A 15282-nucleotide genomic window follows, 5' to 3' on the forward strand; every position below is an offset into this window, starting at 1 on the left:
CCGCCGGCCGGCACCGCCCAGCGCAGCCACGGCACGAAGTCCGGACTGCGGCCGAGCAGCACGAACGCCCAGACCGCCGTCACCGCGAGCGTCCCGGCCAGCACCGGCGCCCAGGGCAGCCGGTGCCGGGCCCGCCACAGCCCGTCCACGCCCATGCCGACCAGCGCCGCGACGGCCGGGGCCAGCGCCACCGTGTAGTACTGGTGGAAGATCCCGGACATGAAGCTGAAGATCAGCGCGGTGGAGAGCAGCCAGCCGCCCCAGACCAGGAACGCCGTGCGGGCGGTGTCGGTGCGGGTGTGGCGGCGGGTCGCCCAGAGGCCGACCAGCAGCAGGATCAGCGCGGCCGGCAGCAGCCAGGCGATCTGCCCGCCGATGTCGGTGCCGAACATCCGGGTCAGCCCGGTCGTGCCCCAGCCGCGGCCGCCGCCGGGCACCGCGCCGCCCGGGGTGTCCAGCCCGGCCGGCATCCGGCCGCCGCCGCCCACGCTGCCGGTCTCGTCGCCGTTGATCCGGCCGAGGCCGTTGTAGCCGAAGGTGAGTGACAGGAAGCTGTTGTCCTGCGAGCCGCCGACGTACGGGCGGGCCGAGGCGGGCAGCAGCTCGACGACCGCCACCCACCAGCCGCCGGCCACGACCATCGCCGCGCCGGCGAGCAGCAGCTGCCGCACCCGCCGCCACAGGCCGGTGGGCGCGGCGACCAGGTAGATCACCGCGAAGGCGGGCAGCACCAGGAAGGCCTGGAGGGTCTTGGTGAGGAAGGCGAGGCCGAACATCACCCCGGTGAACACCAGCCACCGGGTGCCCGCCGCCTCGACCGCCCGCACCAGCCCGTACGCGGCCAGGGTCAGCAGCAGCACCAGCAGCGCGTCCGGGTTGTTGAAGCGGAACATCAGCGCCGCGACCGGGGTGAGCGCCAGCGCGGCACCCGCCAGCAGGCCGCCGAGCGGGGAGAAGCGGCGGCGCACCGTCGCGTACAGCACGCCGACGGTGGCCGCGCCCATCAGCGCCTGCGGGGCCAGCACCGACCAGGAGGAGAGGCCGAAGATCCGTGCCGAGAGCGCCATCGGCCACAGGGCGGCCGGGGGCTTGTCGACGGTGATGAAGTTCGCGGCGTCGGAGGAGCCGAAGAAGAAGGCCTTCCAGCTCTGGGAGCCGGCCTGGACGGCGGCGGAGTAGAAGGAGTTGGCCCAGCCGGAGGCGCTCAGGCCCCACAGGTAGAGGACGGTGGTCGTGGCCAGCAGCGTCAGCAGGGCCGGGCGCACCCAGCGGGGGTCGTCCGGGCGCCCGCGCCAGGTGCGGGCCGGGAGGGTGCGCAGCCGGCCGGACCAGGAGGCCGGTCCCTTGGGTCCGGCGGGCGGCGGGGCCTGCTCGGGGAAGAGCGGCGCCGGGGCCGGCCGGCCCCGCTCCGGTCGTGGCACCTCCGGCGGCGGGTAGTTCGCGGCCTCGGGCCACGGTTCGCCGGCCGGAGGGGAGTAGCTGCTCGTGGTCATGCGCCACACGGTGGGTGGCGCGGCTGAGAGAACCGTGAGACGGGGCTGTGAGCCGGGTGTGATCTGCCGGGTGTCACACGGACGGCGGCATGGTGATCTGCTTGCCCAGCCATTCCAGCGCCGGGGGGATCTCCCGGGTCCAGGTGTGGAAGTTGTGGCCGGCGGTGTCCAGGGTGATGGTGGACATCCTGGTGGGGGCCTTGAAGGCGGCGACCATGGCCTTGGTCTCGTCGTAGTTGTTCTCGTCGTGCGCGGTGGTCAGCAGCAGCGAGACGGGGGCCGCCGGCTGGTTCTTCAGCCGCCACAGCAGGTCGTTCTCCTGCTTCAGCCGGGCGTTGCCGCCGAACAGGTCGCCGGTGGTCACGTCCTGCGCCGCGTTGTAGTAGCCGGAGAGGGCGACCGCCGCGCGGTAGGAGTCGGGCTTGCGCAGCGCGAACTTGAGCGCGCAGTAGCCGCCGGTGGAGTTGCCGATCACCGCGCGGTTGGCCGGGTCGGTGCCGATCCGGTAGGTGGTGGCGAGGGCCTTGGGCAGGTCGCTGGTGAAGAAGGTCTCCACCTGGGGGCCGTTCGGCACGTCCACGCACTCGGTGTCCCGGTCGTTGACCAGGGTGGGCCGGGTCATCACCAGGATGGTCGGCGGCAGCTTCTTCTGCTCGATCGCGTCCAGCGTGGACGCGGGGTACTGCATCAGCGAGATCAGCTTCTCCGGGGTGCCCGGGTAGCCGGTGAGCACCAGGGCCATCGGGAAGCGCTGCCTGGCGTAGTCCGGCTGGAAGTACTGCGGCGGCAGGTAGACGTACGCCTCGGTGGTCAGGCCGCTGCCGGCTCCTTTGACGTCGACCTTCTGGATCACGCCGGAGCGCTCCGGGTCGGAGCCCTGGGAGGAGTAGAACTTCTGCTCGCCGGTGACGGACACCCCGGAGGCGTTGGGCTGGTGGTCGACCACGGTGCCGAGCCCGCCGCTGGTGCCGAGCAGGTCGGTCCAGGAGCTGTAGAAGCCGAAGTAGCTGTTGGCGATCAGGCCCATCGCGGCGAGCACCGAGAGCTGGGTGGCCAGGAAGGCGCCGATCCGGCCCAGCCAGGACTTCCAGCCCTTCCCGCCGAACCGCGGCCAGAGCCACATGGTGGCGGCGAAGACGGCGATCGCGAGGACCGAGGTGATGATCTGGAGGGGGAGTCCGGTGAGACTGAGCACGGGCCTGATCGTAGTTGACCTTCGGGGGCACTCCTGAGGGCCCCTGGGGGTGAACGCCGGGTATCGGGTTGACGGTGCCGTTCGCGCTCGGGACCATGTGACGCCGCGTGTGTGCGCGGCGGGCGCGCAGTCCGCATTCCGGGGGTGGGGCATGAGGTTCACGGGGTCCGACGGGTTCGTGGGGAAGGCCGGTCTGGCCGTCGGTTCGGCGCTGGTGCTGGCGGCCTGTTCCGGTGGCGGGGGCGGTGGTTCGGCGGGCGGCTCGTCCGTGCCGGGGACGCCGGTCTCGGTGAGGACGTCCGCGACGCCGAGCCCGACGCCGACGCCCACCCGGGCGCCGTACGGCCCGGTGCTCAGCGCGAACGTCGACCCGGTCACCACCGCGCTCGCCCAGGTGGCGGGCGCCAAGAGCCTGACCGACCTGGACACCGTGCTCGGCGGCATCGCCACCAGCGCGCAGGGCGCGGCCAAGGCGTTGGGCAAGGCGGACGAGCCGCCCGCGGTCTCGGTGGCGCAGACCGAGCTGGTGGCGGCGCTGACCTCGCTCGCCGCCGACGTGGGCAAGGTCCGCAGCGGCATCAAGTTCCACGAGGTCTGCGCGCTGAGCTCGGCCGAGGCCGAACTGGGCGCCTCCCAGGGGCTGTCGGCGGTGTCGGCGGCCCTCACCAAGATGACCACGGCCGGCTACCAGACCACCTTCGCCGTCCCGCAGCTGCCCCAGCAGCAGAACCGTTCGCTGGACAACGGCAGCATGGTCCGCAAGGGGAAGCTGCGCGGCGAGGGCGTGTTCAAGGTCGACAACGGCGGCAAGGCGGACGCGGTGGTGTCGCTCGCGCTGAACGGCAAGGCGGTGCACTCGGTGTTCGTCGCCAAGGGGCAGAAGGCCGATGTCGAGGGCGTGGAGGACGGGACGTACGAGGTCTTCGTCTCCGGGGGCGCGGACTGGGACTCCGACGCCAAGGGCTTCACCAAGGACTGCCACTTCACCAAGTTCGAGGACACCTTCGCGTTCGAGACCGGCAGGACGGCGACCTCCTGGGAGATCACCCTCCAGCCGGTGGCCGACGGGAACGCCAAGACCAACGACGTGGACCCGAACGCCTTCCCGCAGCCGTAGCGTCCGGCGGCCCCGTGGGCGGGTTCCATGGGCGGGTCCCGCTGGCGGGCACGGCGGGCACCGCGGAGTGCCACCGCGCCCGCCCGTAACGGGCATACCGGGACAGGTGGTTGCCGTCGGACGGCACGGCGGCCGACCGGTGGTGGCGAGTTCGGTCACAACGGTTGACCCCTTTGAAGTGGTCATGGCACTTTCGTGCGGCGCGGGCGTCGACGACCAGTCGTACGCCCCGCGATCCCCCACAAGGAGAGCCATGTTCAAGAGACTTGTCGCGGTGGCCGGTACGAGTGCCGTCGTCGCGGGCGGGCTGGCCTTCGCCGCCGCTCCCGCGCAGGCCGTCCAGGCGGCGGACCTGAACGCCACCATCGCCCTGAGCAACTGCTCGGCCTCGCTGGTCCGTTACCCCGCCTCGGTGGCCGGGGACCGGGCGCTGATGCTCACCAACGGGCACTGCCTGCCGACCATGCCCCCGGCCGGCCAGGTCATCCAGAACGTCAGCGCCAGCCGCAGCGGCACCCTGCTGAACGGCGCGGGCACCGGCCTGGGCACCGTCCAGGCCGACAAGCTGCTCTACGCCACCATGACCGGCACCGACGTCGCGCTCTACCAGCTCACCGACACCTACGGGTCGATCAGTTCCAAGTACGGCGTCACCGCGCTGACCATCAGCGACACCCACCCGGCCGACGGCGCGGCGATGTACATACCCTCGTCGTACTGGAAGCAGGTCTGGAACTGCTCCGTCAACGGCTTCGTGCCGACCCTGCGCGAGGACGAGTGGACCTGGCACGACTCGCTGCGCTACAGCTCCGGCTGCAACACCACGCACGGCACCTCCGGCTCGCCGATCGTCGACTCCGCCAGCGGGCGGATCGTCGGCATCAACAACACCGGCAACGACGACGGCGCCATGTGCACCCTCAACAACCCGTGCGAGGTGGCCGCCGACGGCACCACCAAGGCCTACAAGGGCCAGAGTTACGGTGAGGAGACGTACTGGTTCACCACCTGCCTGAACTCCAGCCGGGCGATCGACCTCAACGTGTCCGGCTGCCTGCTCACCAAGCCGGCCGGCAGCGGCACCGTCTCGGTGACCAACCCGGGCAACCAGTCCACCGCCGTCGGCGGCGCGGTCAACCTCCAGATCAACGCGTCCGGTGGCACCGCCCCGCTGTCCTACACGGCCACCGGCCTGCCCGCGGGCCTGTCGATCAACTCCTCCACCGGCGTCATCGCCGGCACCGTCTCCGCCGCGGGCAGCTCCAACGTGACCGTCACCGTGACGGACGCCGCGGGCAAGTCGGCCTCCACCACGTTCACCTGGGCCGTCTCCACCGGTGGCGGTGGCTGCACGCCGGCGCAGCTGCTGGGCAACGCGGGCTTCGAGTCGGGCGCGGCCTCGCCGTGGACGACTTCCAGTGGGGTGGTGGACAACAGCACCTCGCAGGCGGCGCACGGCGGTTCGTGGAAGGCGTGGATGAACGGCTACGGCTCCACGCACTCGGACTCGCTGTCGCAGACGGTGAGCATCCCGGCGGGCTGCAAGGCGACGCTGAGCTTCTGGCTGCACATCGACACCGCGGAGTCGGGCAGCACGGCGTACGACAAGCTGGCCGTGACGGTGAACGGCACCGCGCTGAAGACGTACTCCAACGTGGACGCCGCGGCCGGCTACCAGCAGCGGACCTTCGACCTGTCGGCCTACGCGGGCCAGACGGTCACCCTGAAGTTCGCCGGGACCGAGGACGCCTCGCTCCAGACCAGCTTCGTGATCGACGACACCTCCATCCAGACTGGCTGAGCCGGTGGTGCCGCACCAACGCCCGTATGGCATGCGGGTGTTGGTGCGGTGCCCGTGGGCCGGTCCTATGCTGTCCGGATGATCAAGCCCCTTGAACTGGTGATATTCGACTGCGACGGCGTCCTGGTGGACAGCGAGGTGATCGCCCTCCGGGTCCTGCTGCGGCTGGGGGAGGAGTACGGCTGGCCGCTGACCGAGGCGGAGGCGGTCGAGCGGTTCGTCGGGCGCTCCGAGGCGGCCTGCCAGGCGCTGGTGGCCGAGCGGCTCGGCGAGGAGACCGCCACGGTGTGGGACCGGCGCTTCCGTGAACTGCACGCCGAGGCCGTGGACGCCGGGCTGACCCCGGTGGACGGCCTGCCCGAGGCGCTGGCCGCGATCACCCTGCCCACCTGCGTGGCCTCCAGCGGCACCCACGAGAAGATGCGCCACACCCTGGGCCACACCGGCCTCCACGACCGCTTCGCCGGACGGATCTTCAGCGCCACCGAGGTCGGCCGAGGCAAGCCCGCGCCGGACCTCTTCCTGCACGCCGCGCGCTCGATGGGCGTCGACCCGGCCGCCTGCGTGGTGGTCGAGGACAGCCGGCCCGGCGTCGAGGCCGCCCGCGCCGCCGGGATGCGCTCGCTCGGCTACGCGGGCGGGATCACCCCGGCGGAACGGCTGGCCGGGCCGGGCACGGTGGTCTTCGCCGACATGCGGGAGCTGCCCGGGCTGATCGCGGCGGGCGCGACCGCCAGGGGGTAGCGGCCCGGCAATTCGTTTGCCGGGGCCGGTCCCCCGGTGGCAGGGTCGGGCTCCATGGCCCCCTCCCGCAAGCTGCACCCCGACGAGCTGGACATCGACGAGGCGCTGGTGCGCCGGATGGTCGCCGAGCACTTCCCGCAGTGGGCCGGGCTGCCGGTCGCGCCGGTGGAGCCGACCGGGACCAGCAACGCGATGTACCGGCTCGGCACGGAGCTGGTGGTGCGCATCCCGCGCATCCCGGGGGTGGTCGAGGAGATCGCCAAGGAGGACCGCTGGCTGCGCAGCCTGGCCCCGCGGCTGCCCGTCCCGGTGCCGGTCCCGCTGGCCGTGGGCGGGCCGGTCGACGGCTGCCCCTGGCCCTGGTCGGTGCTGCGCTGGCTGGACGGCACCATCCCGGTCACCGGGCGGATCGCCGAGCCCGGGCTGCTGGCCGGGGACCTGGCGGGCTTCGTGACCGCCCTGCGCGGGATCGACCCGGCCGGCGCCCCCGCCGCCTACCGCAGCGAGTCGCTGGCGGACCGCGACGCCTGGACCAGGAAGGCGATCGCGGCCGTGCCGGACCTGGTCGACGCCTCCGCCGCGACCGCCGCCTGGGAGCACGCCCTGGCCGCCCCCGCGCCCACCGGCCCGCCGGTGTGGCTGCACGGCGACCTCCAGCCGGGCAACCTCCTGGTGTCCCCGGACGGCCGCCTCGGCGCCGTCATCGACTTCGGCTGCTCGGGCCTCGGCGAACCGGCCGTCGACCTGATCCCCGCCTGGTACGTCCTGCCCGCCGCCGCCCGCGAGGCCTTCCGCACGGCCGCGGCCCCCGACGACGCCGCCTGGGACCGCGCCCGCGGCTGGGCCCTGTCCATCGCGCTGCTGGAGGTGGCCTACTACCGGGACAGCGACCCGAGGATGACGGCGATCGCCCGCCAGGTGATCGCCGAGGTCCTGGCCGAGCACGCGTAGCGGGCCGAGCCGCTCGATCACGGGCACGCTGTGCCGGCCGGCCGGCTGACCAACCGACCGCCGGCCCGGCCCGGAGTCACTGGTATCGGGGCCAGACGGAATCCTGCTGCTCCAGCCAATTCACGATCAGCCGGTTCGTCTCCTCCGGCTTCTCCTGCTGGATCCAGTGACCGCAGTCCAGAGTGGCCACTTCCACATTGGGCACGAACTCCGCCAGGTTCTCGGACTTCGCGACCAGGTCCCGGTCACCGTAGATCATGAGCGCGGGCTGCCGGATGATCGGGTCCGCGTCCGCCAGCAGGTGCCAGTTGCGGTCGAGGTTCCTGTACCAGTTCACACTGCCGGTGAACCCCGACGTCTCGAAGGCGGAGACAAGAACGGCCAGTTCGCCGCCGCTCATCACGGGCTCGCCGAGCGGTGCTTCCGCTCTGGCGAGATCGATCAGTGCCATACCCGGCTGAGGTGCCTTGGGGGGCTCGTTCTTCCGGTACAGGTTGCGGAGGAACCGGAAGGTGTTCTCCTCGAACACGGCGTCCGCGACGCCCGGTTGCCGATTGAAGTGGACGAAGTAGAAGTCGCCGCCGAGCACGGCTTCCATGAACTCGATCCAGGGAGTCTCGCCGCGCGCCTGGTAGGGAAGGCTGAGGTTGATCACCCTGTTCACCCGGCCGGGGTGCAGCAGGGTCAGCCCCCAGACGACCATCGCGCCCCAGTCATGACCGACGAAGGCGGCGTCTTCGTATCCGTAGTGGTCGAGAAGGGCGACGAGGTCACCCGACAGGTGCTCGATGTCGTACTGCGTCACTTCGGCCGGACGGGACGAGTTTCCGTAGCCCCGCTGGTTCGGGACGATGACGTGGTAGCCCGCCGCGACGAGCGCGGGAATCTGGTGGCGCCAGGAGAAGGCGTGCTCCGGCCAGCCGTGACAGAGCACGATGGGCTTTCCGGCGTTCTGCCGGCCCGCTTCGAAGACTTCGAGTTCCACACCGTTGACCGGAACAAGGGTGGGCTCGGGGAAATCAGCCGGATCGAACATTGCGTTTTTTCTCCATCTTTCTGGATCAGGCGGCGAAAGCACCCGGAGCCGGCGTCGGCGCACCCCGGACATGCCGGGGGTCGATGCGGTCGTGGGCGGTGGACTCGTCGGTGAGGCCGTGTCGCCATCCTGCCGACCTAAACCGGTCACCCCACGACCGGTTTTCTGTGAAAGTGTCGTCGCATGCGAACCGACCGGCTGGTGGCCGTCCTCCTGCTGCTGCAACGGCGCGAGCAGGTCACAGCGGCGGAGGTCGCCCAGGAGCTGGAGGTCTCCGAGCGCACCGCCCGCCGCGACCTCGACGCCCTGGCCATGGCCGGGGTGCCCGTGTACTCCGTGCAGGGCCGAGGCGGCGGCTGGCGCCTCGTGGGCGGCGCCCGCACCGACCTGTCCGGGCTGACCGCGAGCGAGGCCCGCGCCCTGTTCCTGGTCGCCGGACCGGCCTCGGCCGCGACGCCGACCGTGAAAGCGGCTCTGCGCAAGCTCGTCCACGCCCTGCCGGAGCCCTTCCGGGTGCAGGCCGAGGCAGCGGCGGGGGCGTTGGTCACGGACCCGCGCCGATGGGGGTCGGATCGGATCGAGCACCGGCCGCCCCGCTTCCTCGACGAACTCCAGGACGCGGTGATCCGCGGCGTCCAGGTGCGGCTCGGCTATGTCGACCGCAACGGCGCCGAAACCGAGAGAACCGTCCACCCACTGGGCATCGTCGCCAAAGGCCCGTCGTGGTACCTCGTCTCCGGCACCGAGGCCGGTCGACGGACCTTCCGGATCGACCGCGTGTCGTCCGCCGAACCGACCGGCGATCCCGTGCACCGACCCGAGGACTTCGACCTCGCCGAGAGCTGGCGCGAGATCGCCGACGAGGTCGACCGCAGGCGAACGCCCCTGGAGATCCAGGCGGTATGCACGCCCCACGGGATAGGCATCCTCCGGATGGCGCTCGGCGCCCGGCTCGACGTGGGAGGTGCCACGTCCGACGGCCGCATCGAGGTCGTGATCCGCGGCCACAACGAGTACATGCTCGCCGGTGAACTCTCCGGGCTGGTCGAATGGCTGGAGGTGACCGGCCCTGCGGGTGTCCGGGACCACCTGGCCTCGATCGGCAACGCGCTCGTCGAACGATACGGCTGACCGCGCACCAGCGGAGACCTTCACGCTCCTTGAAGCGGACGAGACAGAGTTTCGAGAACAGTTCTGGTCGACAGCGTGGGTTCGTCCGTTCCGGAAGAGGCCCGGTCACGACGTCGGCGGGTCCGCCGGCTTGGCTCGCTGCGGGTGGATCGTCTCGTGCCGGACCAGCATCGCCACGCACTCGGCGATCTTCCGGGTGCGCGTCTCGGCCCGCTTGACGGCATTGACCCGGTTGATGAGGGCGAAACGGTTGGTCTTGGTGAGCACCTCGAACATCGCCTGCGCCGCCGGGTCGGCGGCGATCGCGGCCAGCAGGTCGGCCGGCACCTCCGCTTCCGACGGCGGCGCATAGGCGGCCGTCCACCGCCCGTCGGCCTTCGCGGCGTCCACCGCGGCACGCCCGGCGGGCAGCATCAGGCCGGCCGCCTCCAACCGGGCCACGTTGGCGACGTTGCGTTGGGACCAGACGCTGCGCGGCCGGCGCGGGGTGAACCGCCTCCAGGAACTCCCCTCGTCGCGTTTGCGGGCCTGCCCGTCGATCCAGCCGAAGCACAGTCCCTCGTCGACCGCCTGCTGCCAGGTCAGCGTGGTGACGGAGCCGCCCTTCCTGGTCAGGGCGAGCCACACGCCAGGAGAGGCGGTGTGGTTGTCCAGCAGCCACGCGCGCAGCGCCGCGCTGTCAGCCACGATCAACTCATCCAGTTCGGTTCCGGTCACCACAGCAGGCTAGTACCGCAACCGCACTCGCTGGAGCGCCGCCTCCCGGGTACGGGGACGAGCGGCCTCGACCTGCCGCTCGGCGGTCCCGGGCGTGGCTGCCGAGAGCTGTTGCGGTTGCCGTACCGACCGGGACAGTGGCGACAGTGCCGGGCGGGCTCGTGTGCGAGCACGCGAGCCCGCCCCAGGCCAAAGCTCCGGCGGCCTGGGGCACCGGTCACCCCGCCGCCCGCGCAGGAAGTCGGGCCGGCCGACTTCCGGCGCGGAACGGGGGAATCTCCCGGTCCTTCGTGCCGTGCGGGAGCCGGAAACGGGTGAGAACCGGCGGGCTCGCCCACACCCACTGTTTCCGTTGTCCCGTCGCCGCTTCGGCTGGGCCGAAGCGGCGACGGCATTGCCCGCAGCACCTTTCTGCGTGGGAAGTCGGCCCCGTCGACTTCTCACGCAGACGGTGGATGGGCTGCTGCAAGGCCGCACACGGAACCGACCCTCATCGGCGGCGGTCACCGCGGGAACGGCCACCGCTGCCCTCGGGGCAACCTGGGTGGGAAGTCGGCGGGTCCGACTTCTGGCGCGGTGCGGCGCGGGTGCGGCAGTGGGTGAGGGCGTATTTGATGCGGGGGTCGGGGTTGGTGGTGGTGAGGAGTTCGCCGGCGGTGACGAGGGTGGTCCAGTACCGGGCGGGGTTGCCGGTGCGGGGGAGGGGGTGGGTGGTGGTGAGGGAGAGGTAGGCAGTGGTGAGGTTGCCGGTGGTGAACCAGCGATTGAGGCCGTGGTGGTGGCCGGGGCGGAGGCTGCCGTGGGCCTCGATGGCGGTGAGGAGGAGTTCGACGATGGCGAGTTCGGTGTCGGTGAGGGACTTGGGGACGTCGAAGACGCCGAGGGCTTCGAGGACTTCGCCGGTGTCGGCTTCGGTGCCGGGGCGGGGGTTGGTGAGGAGGGCGTCGTGGCATTCGGTGAGGCGGCGGGTGGTCTCGGCGAGGGGGATGGTGAGGGCGAGGCAGACGGCGCGGGCGGAGGGGAAGGGTTTGCCGGAGCGCTTGGCGAGGAGGGCGTAGGTGGCGGCGGGGGTGTGGCCGCGGGTGAGGGCGTGGCGGGCGACGGTGGTGAGGTTCATCGGGGGCTTTCAGGTGGTGGCGGGGGCGATCAGGGCCCAGACGAACTTGCCGATGCCGCAGGGGCGGTAGGCACAACCCCAACGTTCGGCGAGTTCGTCGACGAGGCGGAGCCCGCGCCCGTGCTCGTCGTCGGGGGTGGGGGTTCGGAGGGCGGGGAGGGCGGTGTCGGCGTCGTGGACTTCGAGGCGCAGGAGAGAGTCGGCGAGGTCGAAGCGGATCTCGATGCGCCGGTCGTCGGGCGTGTCGGAGTGCTGGACGGCGTTGGCGAAGAGCTCGCTCAGGAGGAGTTCGGCGGTGTCGCGATAGTCCTCCCCGGAGGGCAGACCGGAGAGGTAGGCCCGGAGCAAGTAGCGGGCGAGGGGCGCGGATTCGGCTCGCGAATCGAGACGCGCGACGAACATGCGGGGGCCGCGGAAAGTGAGCATGGGGGGACCTCGAAGGGATGGGGCGGGAGCATGCGAAGGAAACACGACGTGCGCTGGGCCTGCTGTCGGTCGGGGTTCTGATCAGCCGACCAGGGTTGAGGCACTTTGTGAGCGGAGAGGGCTGTCTCCGTACTCAGGAGGTCGGGCGCAGAAGGCCGAGCTGGTACTAGGCTTCCGCTGGCACCCAGCGATGCCGTAGTCACAAAGTTACAGTCGGTGAAAATAGGGTTCGACGGACTGCCAGTACGAGTTGCCGGGACGATCGAGGCCAAGGGGGCCTGGAATGGCTGGTCGGACGCCATCGAGGCGCACTGAAACACTGACTGGCAGTCGGCCCGAGTCGCTGCCGGTCCCCGAAGGGGTGATTACCGGCTTCCTGTTCAAGGTGATCCGGGAGCAGATCCCGAGGACCCAGGACGAGTTGGCCGTGAACCTGGGCGTCGACAAGAGCACTGTTCAAGGCTGGGAGTCCGGGCGTCGGCCACTCTCCGCCACTCGGGCCGGGAACCTGGTGGCGCTGCGCCGCAAGCTGATCCTGCTCGGCGCGCCGACCGGGCTGGTGGGCCTGATCAGCCTCGCCATGGACGCGGATTTCGTCCTCGGCGAGATACTGCGGTCCCGGCTCACGAAGGCCGAGGTTCTGGAGCATCCGCTGGCCGGCTGGGTGCTTACTCGGGACACCACACACATGATCGGCTGGGCTATCAGCGGGGTTCTGCCCGGCGTGGTGGCCAGCGAATTGAGCATCCCCGCGGCCCGACGTGGTCCGGTCTCCACTGCGCCGCTCCTCGGGCAGGACGTGCGCTCGCGCTTCTTCGACAACCTCCGGCATACCGCTGACCTGGTGGAGGCCGGTGGCGAGGAGACTGCCCTGCTCCGGAGACAGGTTTGGTACCTGTCTTCCTATGACCGAGCTCGCGACGTAGGGGAGTGGTTTGGTGGGATGCAGCGCAGGGGCCGAATTCCGTCGGCCGGTTCCGGGTGGTCACCCCGTTGGGCCGAAGCGCGATCGGTCGCAGCCGCACTGGCGCGACAAGGGGACCCCGAACTACTCCGGGACTTCATCGCCCGCTCGATCACCGATAAGGATGACTTCGAGACCGCGAACCTGAACTACTGGGCTCACTGGCTCGGGCTCGACTCGCGGCCTCAGACCAGCGACAACTTCATGGCCGAGCGGGAGTACCCGGCCTGGGACGCTTCCTCGCTTCTGCGACAGTTCGCCATCCGGCTGGACCGCGCGGGCGAGTACACCGACCTGTACGTCCATTCGATCTGGGCACTCGTGCTCACTCGGCGCGGCCTGGCCGACGCGGACCCCCGTACAGCCCGTGACCTGGCAGTACGGGTCTGCACCCTGCTTGATGGTGACGGTCTTTCACGACAGTCCCGTCGAGAGTTGGAGTCTGTGCACTACGGTCTTCGGGTAGGCGGCTACAGCGACAACCGATCCAGCAGCGAAGGGCAGCCATGACGGACGACAAGCAGGCGAGGGGCACCGCGAGCTACCTGTTCGAAGCGGGCATGCTCAAGCGGGCGAAGCGCCAGGGCTGGTGGATCGCCGGCGTCAAGGATCCCGAGTCGGTCGCGGAGCACTCGTTCCGGACGGGCATCATCGGCGCGGTGCTCGCGATGATGGAGGGTGCCGACCCGGCCAAGGTCGCCCTGCTGTGCCTCTTCCATGACACCCAGGAGACCCGGGTCGGCGACATCCCGCACATCAGCCGGCGCTACCTCACCGCCGCGTCGAACGAGCGGGTGACCGCCGACCAGGTCAGCGCCGCTCACCCGGCCGTCGTTGCCGGACTCCAGGCCCTGGTGGAGGAGTACGAGAACGCCGCGAACTTGGAAGTCACCGTCGCCCACGACGCGGACAAGCTGGAGTGCCTGATCCAGGCCGTGGAGTACCGCGAGCAGGGCTACCAGAACGTCCAGCCGTGGATTGACAGCAGTCTCGGCAGTCTCAAGACCGAGTCGGCCCACGCCCTCGCCGAGGCCGCGCTGACCATGACGTCCCTGGAGTGGCAGAAGGTCTATCTTGCGTGACGCTGCCGACATCCGCTGGTTCCGCTCGTGACCGATGGTCAGGCATCGGCCCTGCATCAGCAGATTTCGGTGCTTGACAGCGCCGCCTGACGAATCGTCAATGCATGTCGTCCGGCGGGCGGATCTTCCGCGAAGCGGTGGATCGCTGGTGTGTCGAAGCACTGCCCGGGCGAGCCGAAAGCAGGCTATGTCGCCGACCGGACCGATCTGCCGTCCTGGCAGCAGGAGACCGATGCGGACATCTTCGACGCGATCGAGCGCGCCCGTCCTTGAGTTGAGTAACGTGCTCCGCTCCGCGCCCCTGCTGGTGGTGGGGGCCTGGAACTCGCTCTCCGATCTCGACTTCTGCGGCGAGCAGTCGCCGGACGGGCTGTCGCACGCTGCGTTGTTCACCGGCTCTTGCGGAACGGGCCGGGCTCGTGTGTTCGCACACGAGCCCGGCCGGAACGGGGGTTTCGGCGGCCCCGGCCACTACTGGCCGGGGCCGCCGGGCGCGGTGATGTGCGTGAGAAGTCGGCGGGGCCGACTTTCCACGCAGGGGGTGGGGGCGCACTTCATTCGAGGTTCTGGGCTTCACGCTCGAACGGTTCACACTCTTCGTAATCGATGTGCTACTTTCCGCATCATCAACAGAACATAGGAGACCCCGGCGGTGGTGGAACACCCCGGGGTCGGGCACCAGGAGTACAGCCTCCAGATGCGGATTCATCGTAGCGCGCAGACGCGCGCGTTCACCGTCCTTCCGAACGGCCTGTTGCAGGACCGTCGGCTCTCCTACACCGCCCGCGGCCTGCTCGCCGACCTCCTCTCGCGCCCCGACGGGCGCCGTGAGGACGGGCGGCAGATGGCGGACAGCAGCCCGCAGGGGCGCGGCGCCGTCCGACGGGCACTCAAAGAACTGAAGGACGCCGGGTACTACCGGGTCGACACCGTCCGGATGCCCGACGGGACGCTTCGTTCCGAGACTCACGTCTTCGACACCCCGCACCGCCCACCGGCTGTCCACCCTCCGGACTTCGGCGCAGGGGGCACCGGCCGCCCTGTCACCCCTCCCGTAAAGGACCCGGGGAAAGAAACCACCCTCCCGGATGAACCGGGTGGACCGGTTGAACCGGATGGACCGGATGAACAGACCAGGTCCGCCGTGGCCGTGCTGTTCCGGGTGATCCGGCCCGAACCCCGCCTGCGCCTCGGCGACGCCGAGGCCCGGACGCTGGCACCGCTCGTCACCCGCTGGCTGCAACGAGGATGCGGCGAGGCCGAGTTGGCCCACGCCCTGCTGCCCGGGCTGCCGCAGCCGGTGCACTCCCCCGCCGCGATCCTCCGGGACCGCCTGCAACGCAAACTGCCACCGGAACGGCCGGCCGCGCAGCCCCCACCGGCCCCGTACGCCGAATGCGGCCGCTGCCACGACCCGGTGCCCCGCCCCGGCATCTGCCGCGCCTGCGCGGGCCTCGGCACGAGAACCGTCGCCGTCGGCACCGGCGCGACCGCCACCTCCGGCGGCG

Annotated in this window: 15 protein-coding genes; 9 read left to right on the forward strand and 6 right to left on the reverse strand. The window is 70.8% G+C overall.

What is annotated here, in order from left to right; translation table 11 throughout:
* Both BU198_RS14670 and BU198_RS14675 read right to left on the reverse strand, forming a co-directional pair.
* Positions 1–1493: glycosyltransferase family 39 protein (locus tag BU198_RS14670; RefSeq protein WP_188297288.1), on the reverse strand; the 1493-nt coding region annotated here is incomplete at its 3' end.
* A gap of 73 nt (positions 1494–1566) precedes the next feature.
* Complete coding sequence (locus BU198_RS14675; protein ID WP_317620123.1) at positions 1567–2688, reverse strand: alpha/beta hydrolase; 1122 nt, start codon at positions 2686–2688, stop codon at positions 1567–1569.
* 151 nt (positions 2689–2839) lie between these two features.
* Here BU198_RS14675 and BU198_RS14680 point away from each other — a divergent pair, with 151 nt between their 5' ends.
* The 4 genes from BU198_RS14680 to BU198_RS14695 all read left to right on the forward strand — a co-directional run bounded on the left by BU198_RS14680 (position 2840) and on the right by BU198_RS14695 (position 7301).
* Complete coding sequence (locus BU198_RS14680; protein ID WP_188297289.1) at positions 2840–3805, forward strand: hypothetical protein; 966 nt, start codon at positions 2840–2842, stop codon at positions 3803–3805.
* A 253-nt stretch (positions 3806–4058) separates the two neighbouring features.
* A complete protein-coding gene (locus tag BU198_RS44245; protein ID WP_188297290.1) occupies positions 4059–5606 on the forward strand; it encodes a putative Ig domain-containing protein in 1548 nt (515 codons plus the stop codon).
* A 78-nt stretch (positions 5607–5684) separates the two neighbouring features.
* Complete coding sequence (locus BU198_RS14690) at positions 5685–6350, forward strand: HAD family hydrolase (protein WP_188297291.1); 666 nt, start codon at positions 5685–5687, stop codon at positions 6348–6350.
* A gap of 54 nt (positions 6351–6404) precedes the next feature.
* Positions 6405–7301, forward strand: coding sequence for an aminoglycoside phosphotransferase family protein (locus tag BU198_RS14695; RefSeq protein ID WP_188297292.1), 897 nt, complete (start codon positions 6405–6407; stop codon positions 7299–7301).
* A gap of 76 nt (positions 7302–7377) precedes the next feature.
* Here the strand turns inward: BU198_RS14695 and BU198_RS14700 are convergent, their stop codons facing one another.
* On the reverse strand, positions 7378–8337 hold the full coding sequence (locus tag BU198_RS14700) for an alpha/beta fold hydrolase (RefSeq protein WP_188297293.1): 960 nt from the start codon (positions 8335–8337) through the stop codon (positions 7378–7380).
* Between the two features lie 183 nt (positions 8338–8520).
* Between BU198_RS14700 and BU198_RS14705 the strand changes: the two genes are divergently transcribed.
* Positions 8521–9468, forward strand: coding sequence for a helix-turn-helix transcriptional regulator (locus BU198_RS14705; RefSeq protein ID WP_188297294.1), 948 nt, complete (start codon positions 8521–8523; stop codon positions 9466–9468).
* Positions 9469–9573: 105 nt separating this feature from the next.
* On the opposite strand, the gene BU198_RS14710 is transcribed toward BU198_RS14705, so the two are convergent.
* The 3 genes from BU198_RS14710 to BU198_RS14720 form a co-directional block, all read right to left on the reverse strand.
* Positions 9574–10188: a YdeI/OmpD-associated family protein gene (locus BU198_RS14710; RefSeq protein ID WP_317620124.1), complete on the reverse strand. Its 615-nt coding sequence runs from the start codon at positions 10186–10188 to the stop codon at positions 9574–9576.
* Between the two features lie 487 nt (positions 10189–10675).
* On the reverse strand, positions 10676–11302 hold the full coding sequence (locus BU198_RS14715; RefSeq protein WP_188297296.1) for a hypothetical protein: 627 nt from the start codon (positions 11300–11302) through the stop codon (positions 10676–10678).
* A gap of 9 nt (positions 11303–11311) precedes the next feature.
* Complete coding sequence (locus BU198_RS14720; protein ID WP_223244390.1) at positions 11312–11728, reverse strand: ATP-binding protein; 417 nt, start codon at positions 11726–11728, stop codon at positions 11312–11314.
* Between the two features lie 283 nt (positions 11729–12011).
* Between BU198_RS14720 and BU198_RS14725 the strand changes: the two genes are divergently transcribed.
* The 4 genes from BU198_RS14725 to BU198_RS14735 form a co-directional block, all read left to right on the forward strand.
* Positions 12012–13202, forward strand: a complete 1191-nt coding sequence (locus BU198_RS14725) for a helix-turn-helix domain-containing protein (RefSeq protein WP_223244391.1) — start codon at positions 12012–12014, stop codon at positions 13200–13202.
* Positions 13199–13774 (forward strand): HD domain-containing protein, encoded by a 576-nt coding sequence (locus BU198_RS14730; RefSeq protein WP_188297297.1) that lies wholly within the window; start codon positions 13199–13201, stop codon positions 13772–13774. Before BU198_RS14725 ends, BU198_RS14730 begins: the two co-directional genes overlap by 4 nt.
* Positions 13775–13924: 150 nt before the next feature.
* On the forward strand, positions 13925–14047 hold the full coding sequence (locus BU198_RS43345; protein ID WP_262987037.1) for a hypothetical protein: 123 nt from the start codon (positions 13925–13927) through the stop codon (positions 14045–14047).
* 379 nt (positions 14048–14426) lie between these two features.
* The coding region (locus tag BU198_RS14735) for a hypothetical protein (protein WP_188297298.1) at positions 14427–15282 on the forward strand (856 nt) is incomplete at its 3' end.

It is taken from the genome of Streptomyces sp. CBMA156 (genome assembly GCF_014596515.1).
GTDB lineage: Bacteria > Actinomycetota > Actinomycetes > Streptomycetales > Streptomycetaceae > Kitasatospora.

What these genes read in the sequence shown, in the direction of transcription:
- BU198_RS14680 (WP_188297289.1), top strand. Translation starts at nt 2,840, where the DNA reads ATGAGGTTCACGGGGTCCGACGGGTTCGTGGGGAAGGCCGGTCTGGCC.
- BU198_RS44245 (WP_188297290.1), top strand. Translation starts at nt 4,059, where the DNA reads ATGTTCAAGAGACTTGTCGCGGTGGCCGGTACGAGTGCCGTCGTCGCG.
- BU198_RS14690 (WP_188297291.1), top strand. Translation starts at nt 5,685, where the DNA reads ATGATCAAGCCCCTTGAACTGGTGATATTCGACTGCGACGGCGTCCTG.
- BU198_RS14695 (WP_188297292.1), top strand. Translation starts at nt 6,405, where the DNA reads ATGGCCCCCTCCCGCAAGCTGCACCCCGACGAGCTGGACATCGACGAG.
- BU198_RS14700 (WP_188297293.1), bottom strand. Translation starts at nt 8,337, where the DNA reads ATGTTCGATCCGGCTGATTTCCCCGAGCCCACCCTTGTTCCGGTCAAC.
- BU198_RS14705 (WP_188297294.1), top strand. Translation starts at nt 8,521, where the DNA reads ATGCGAACCGACCGGCTGGTGGCCGTCCTCCTGCTGCTGCAACGGCGC.
- BU198_RS14715 (WP_188297296.1), bottom strand. Translation starts at nt 11,302, where the DNA reads ATGAACCTCACCACCGTCGCCCGCCACGCCCTCACCCGCGGCCACACC.
- BU198_RS14720 (WP_223244390.1), bottom strand. Translation starts at nt 11,728, where the DNA reads ATGCTCACTTTCCGCGGCCCCCGCATGTTCGTCGCGCGTCTCGATTCG.
- BU198_RS14725 (WP_223244391.1), top strand. Translation starts at nt 12,012, where the DNA reads ATGGCTGGTCGGACGCCATCGAGGCGCACTGAAACACTGACTGGCAGT.
- BU198_RS14730 (WP_188297297.1), top strand. Translation starts at nt 13,199, where the DNA reads ATGACGGACGACAAGCAGGCGAGGGGCACCGCGAGCTACCTGTTCGAA.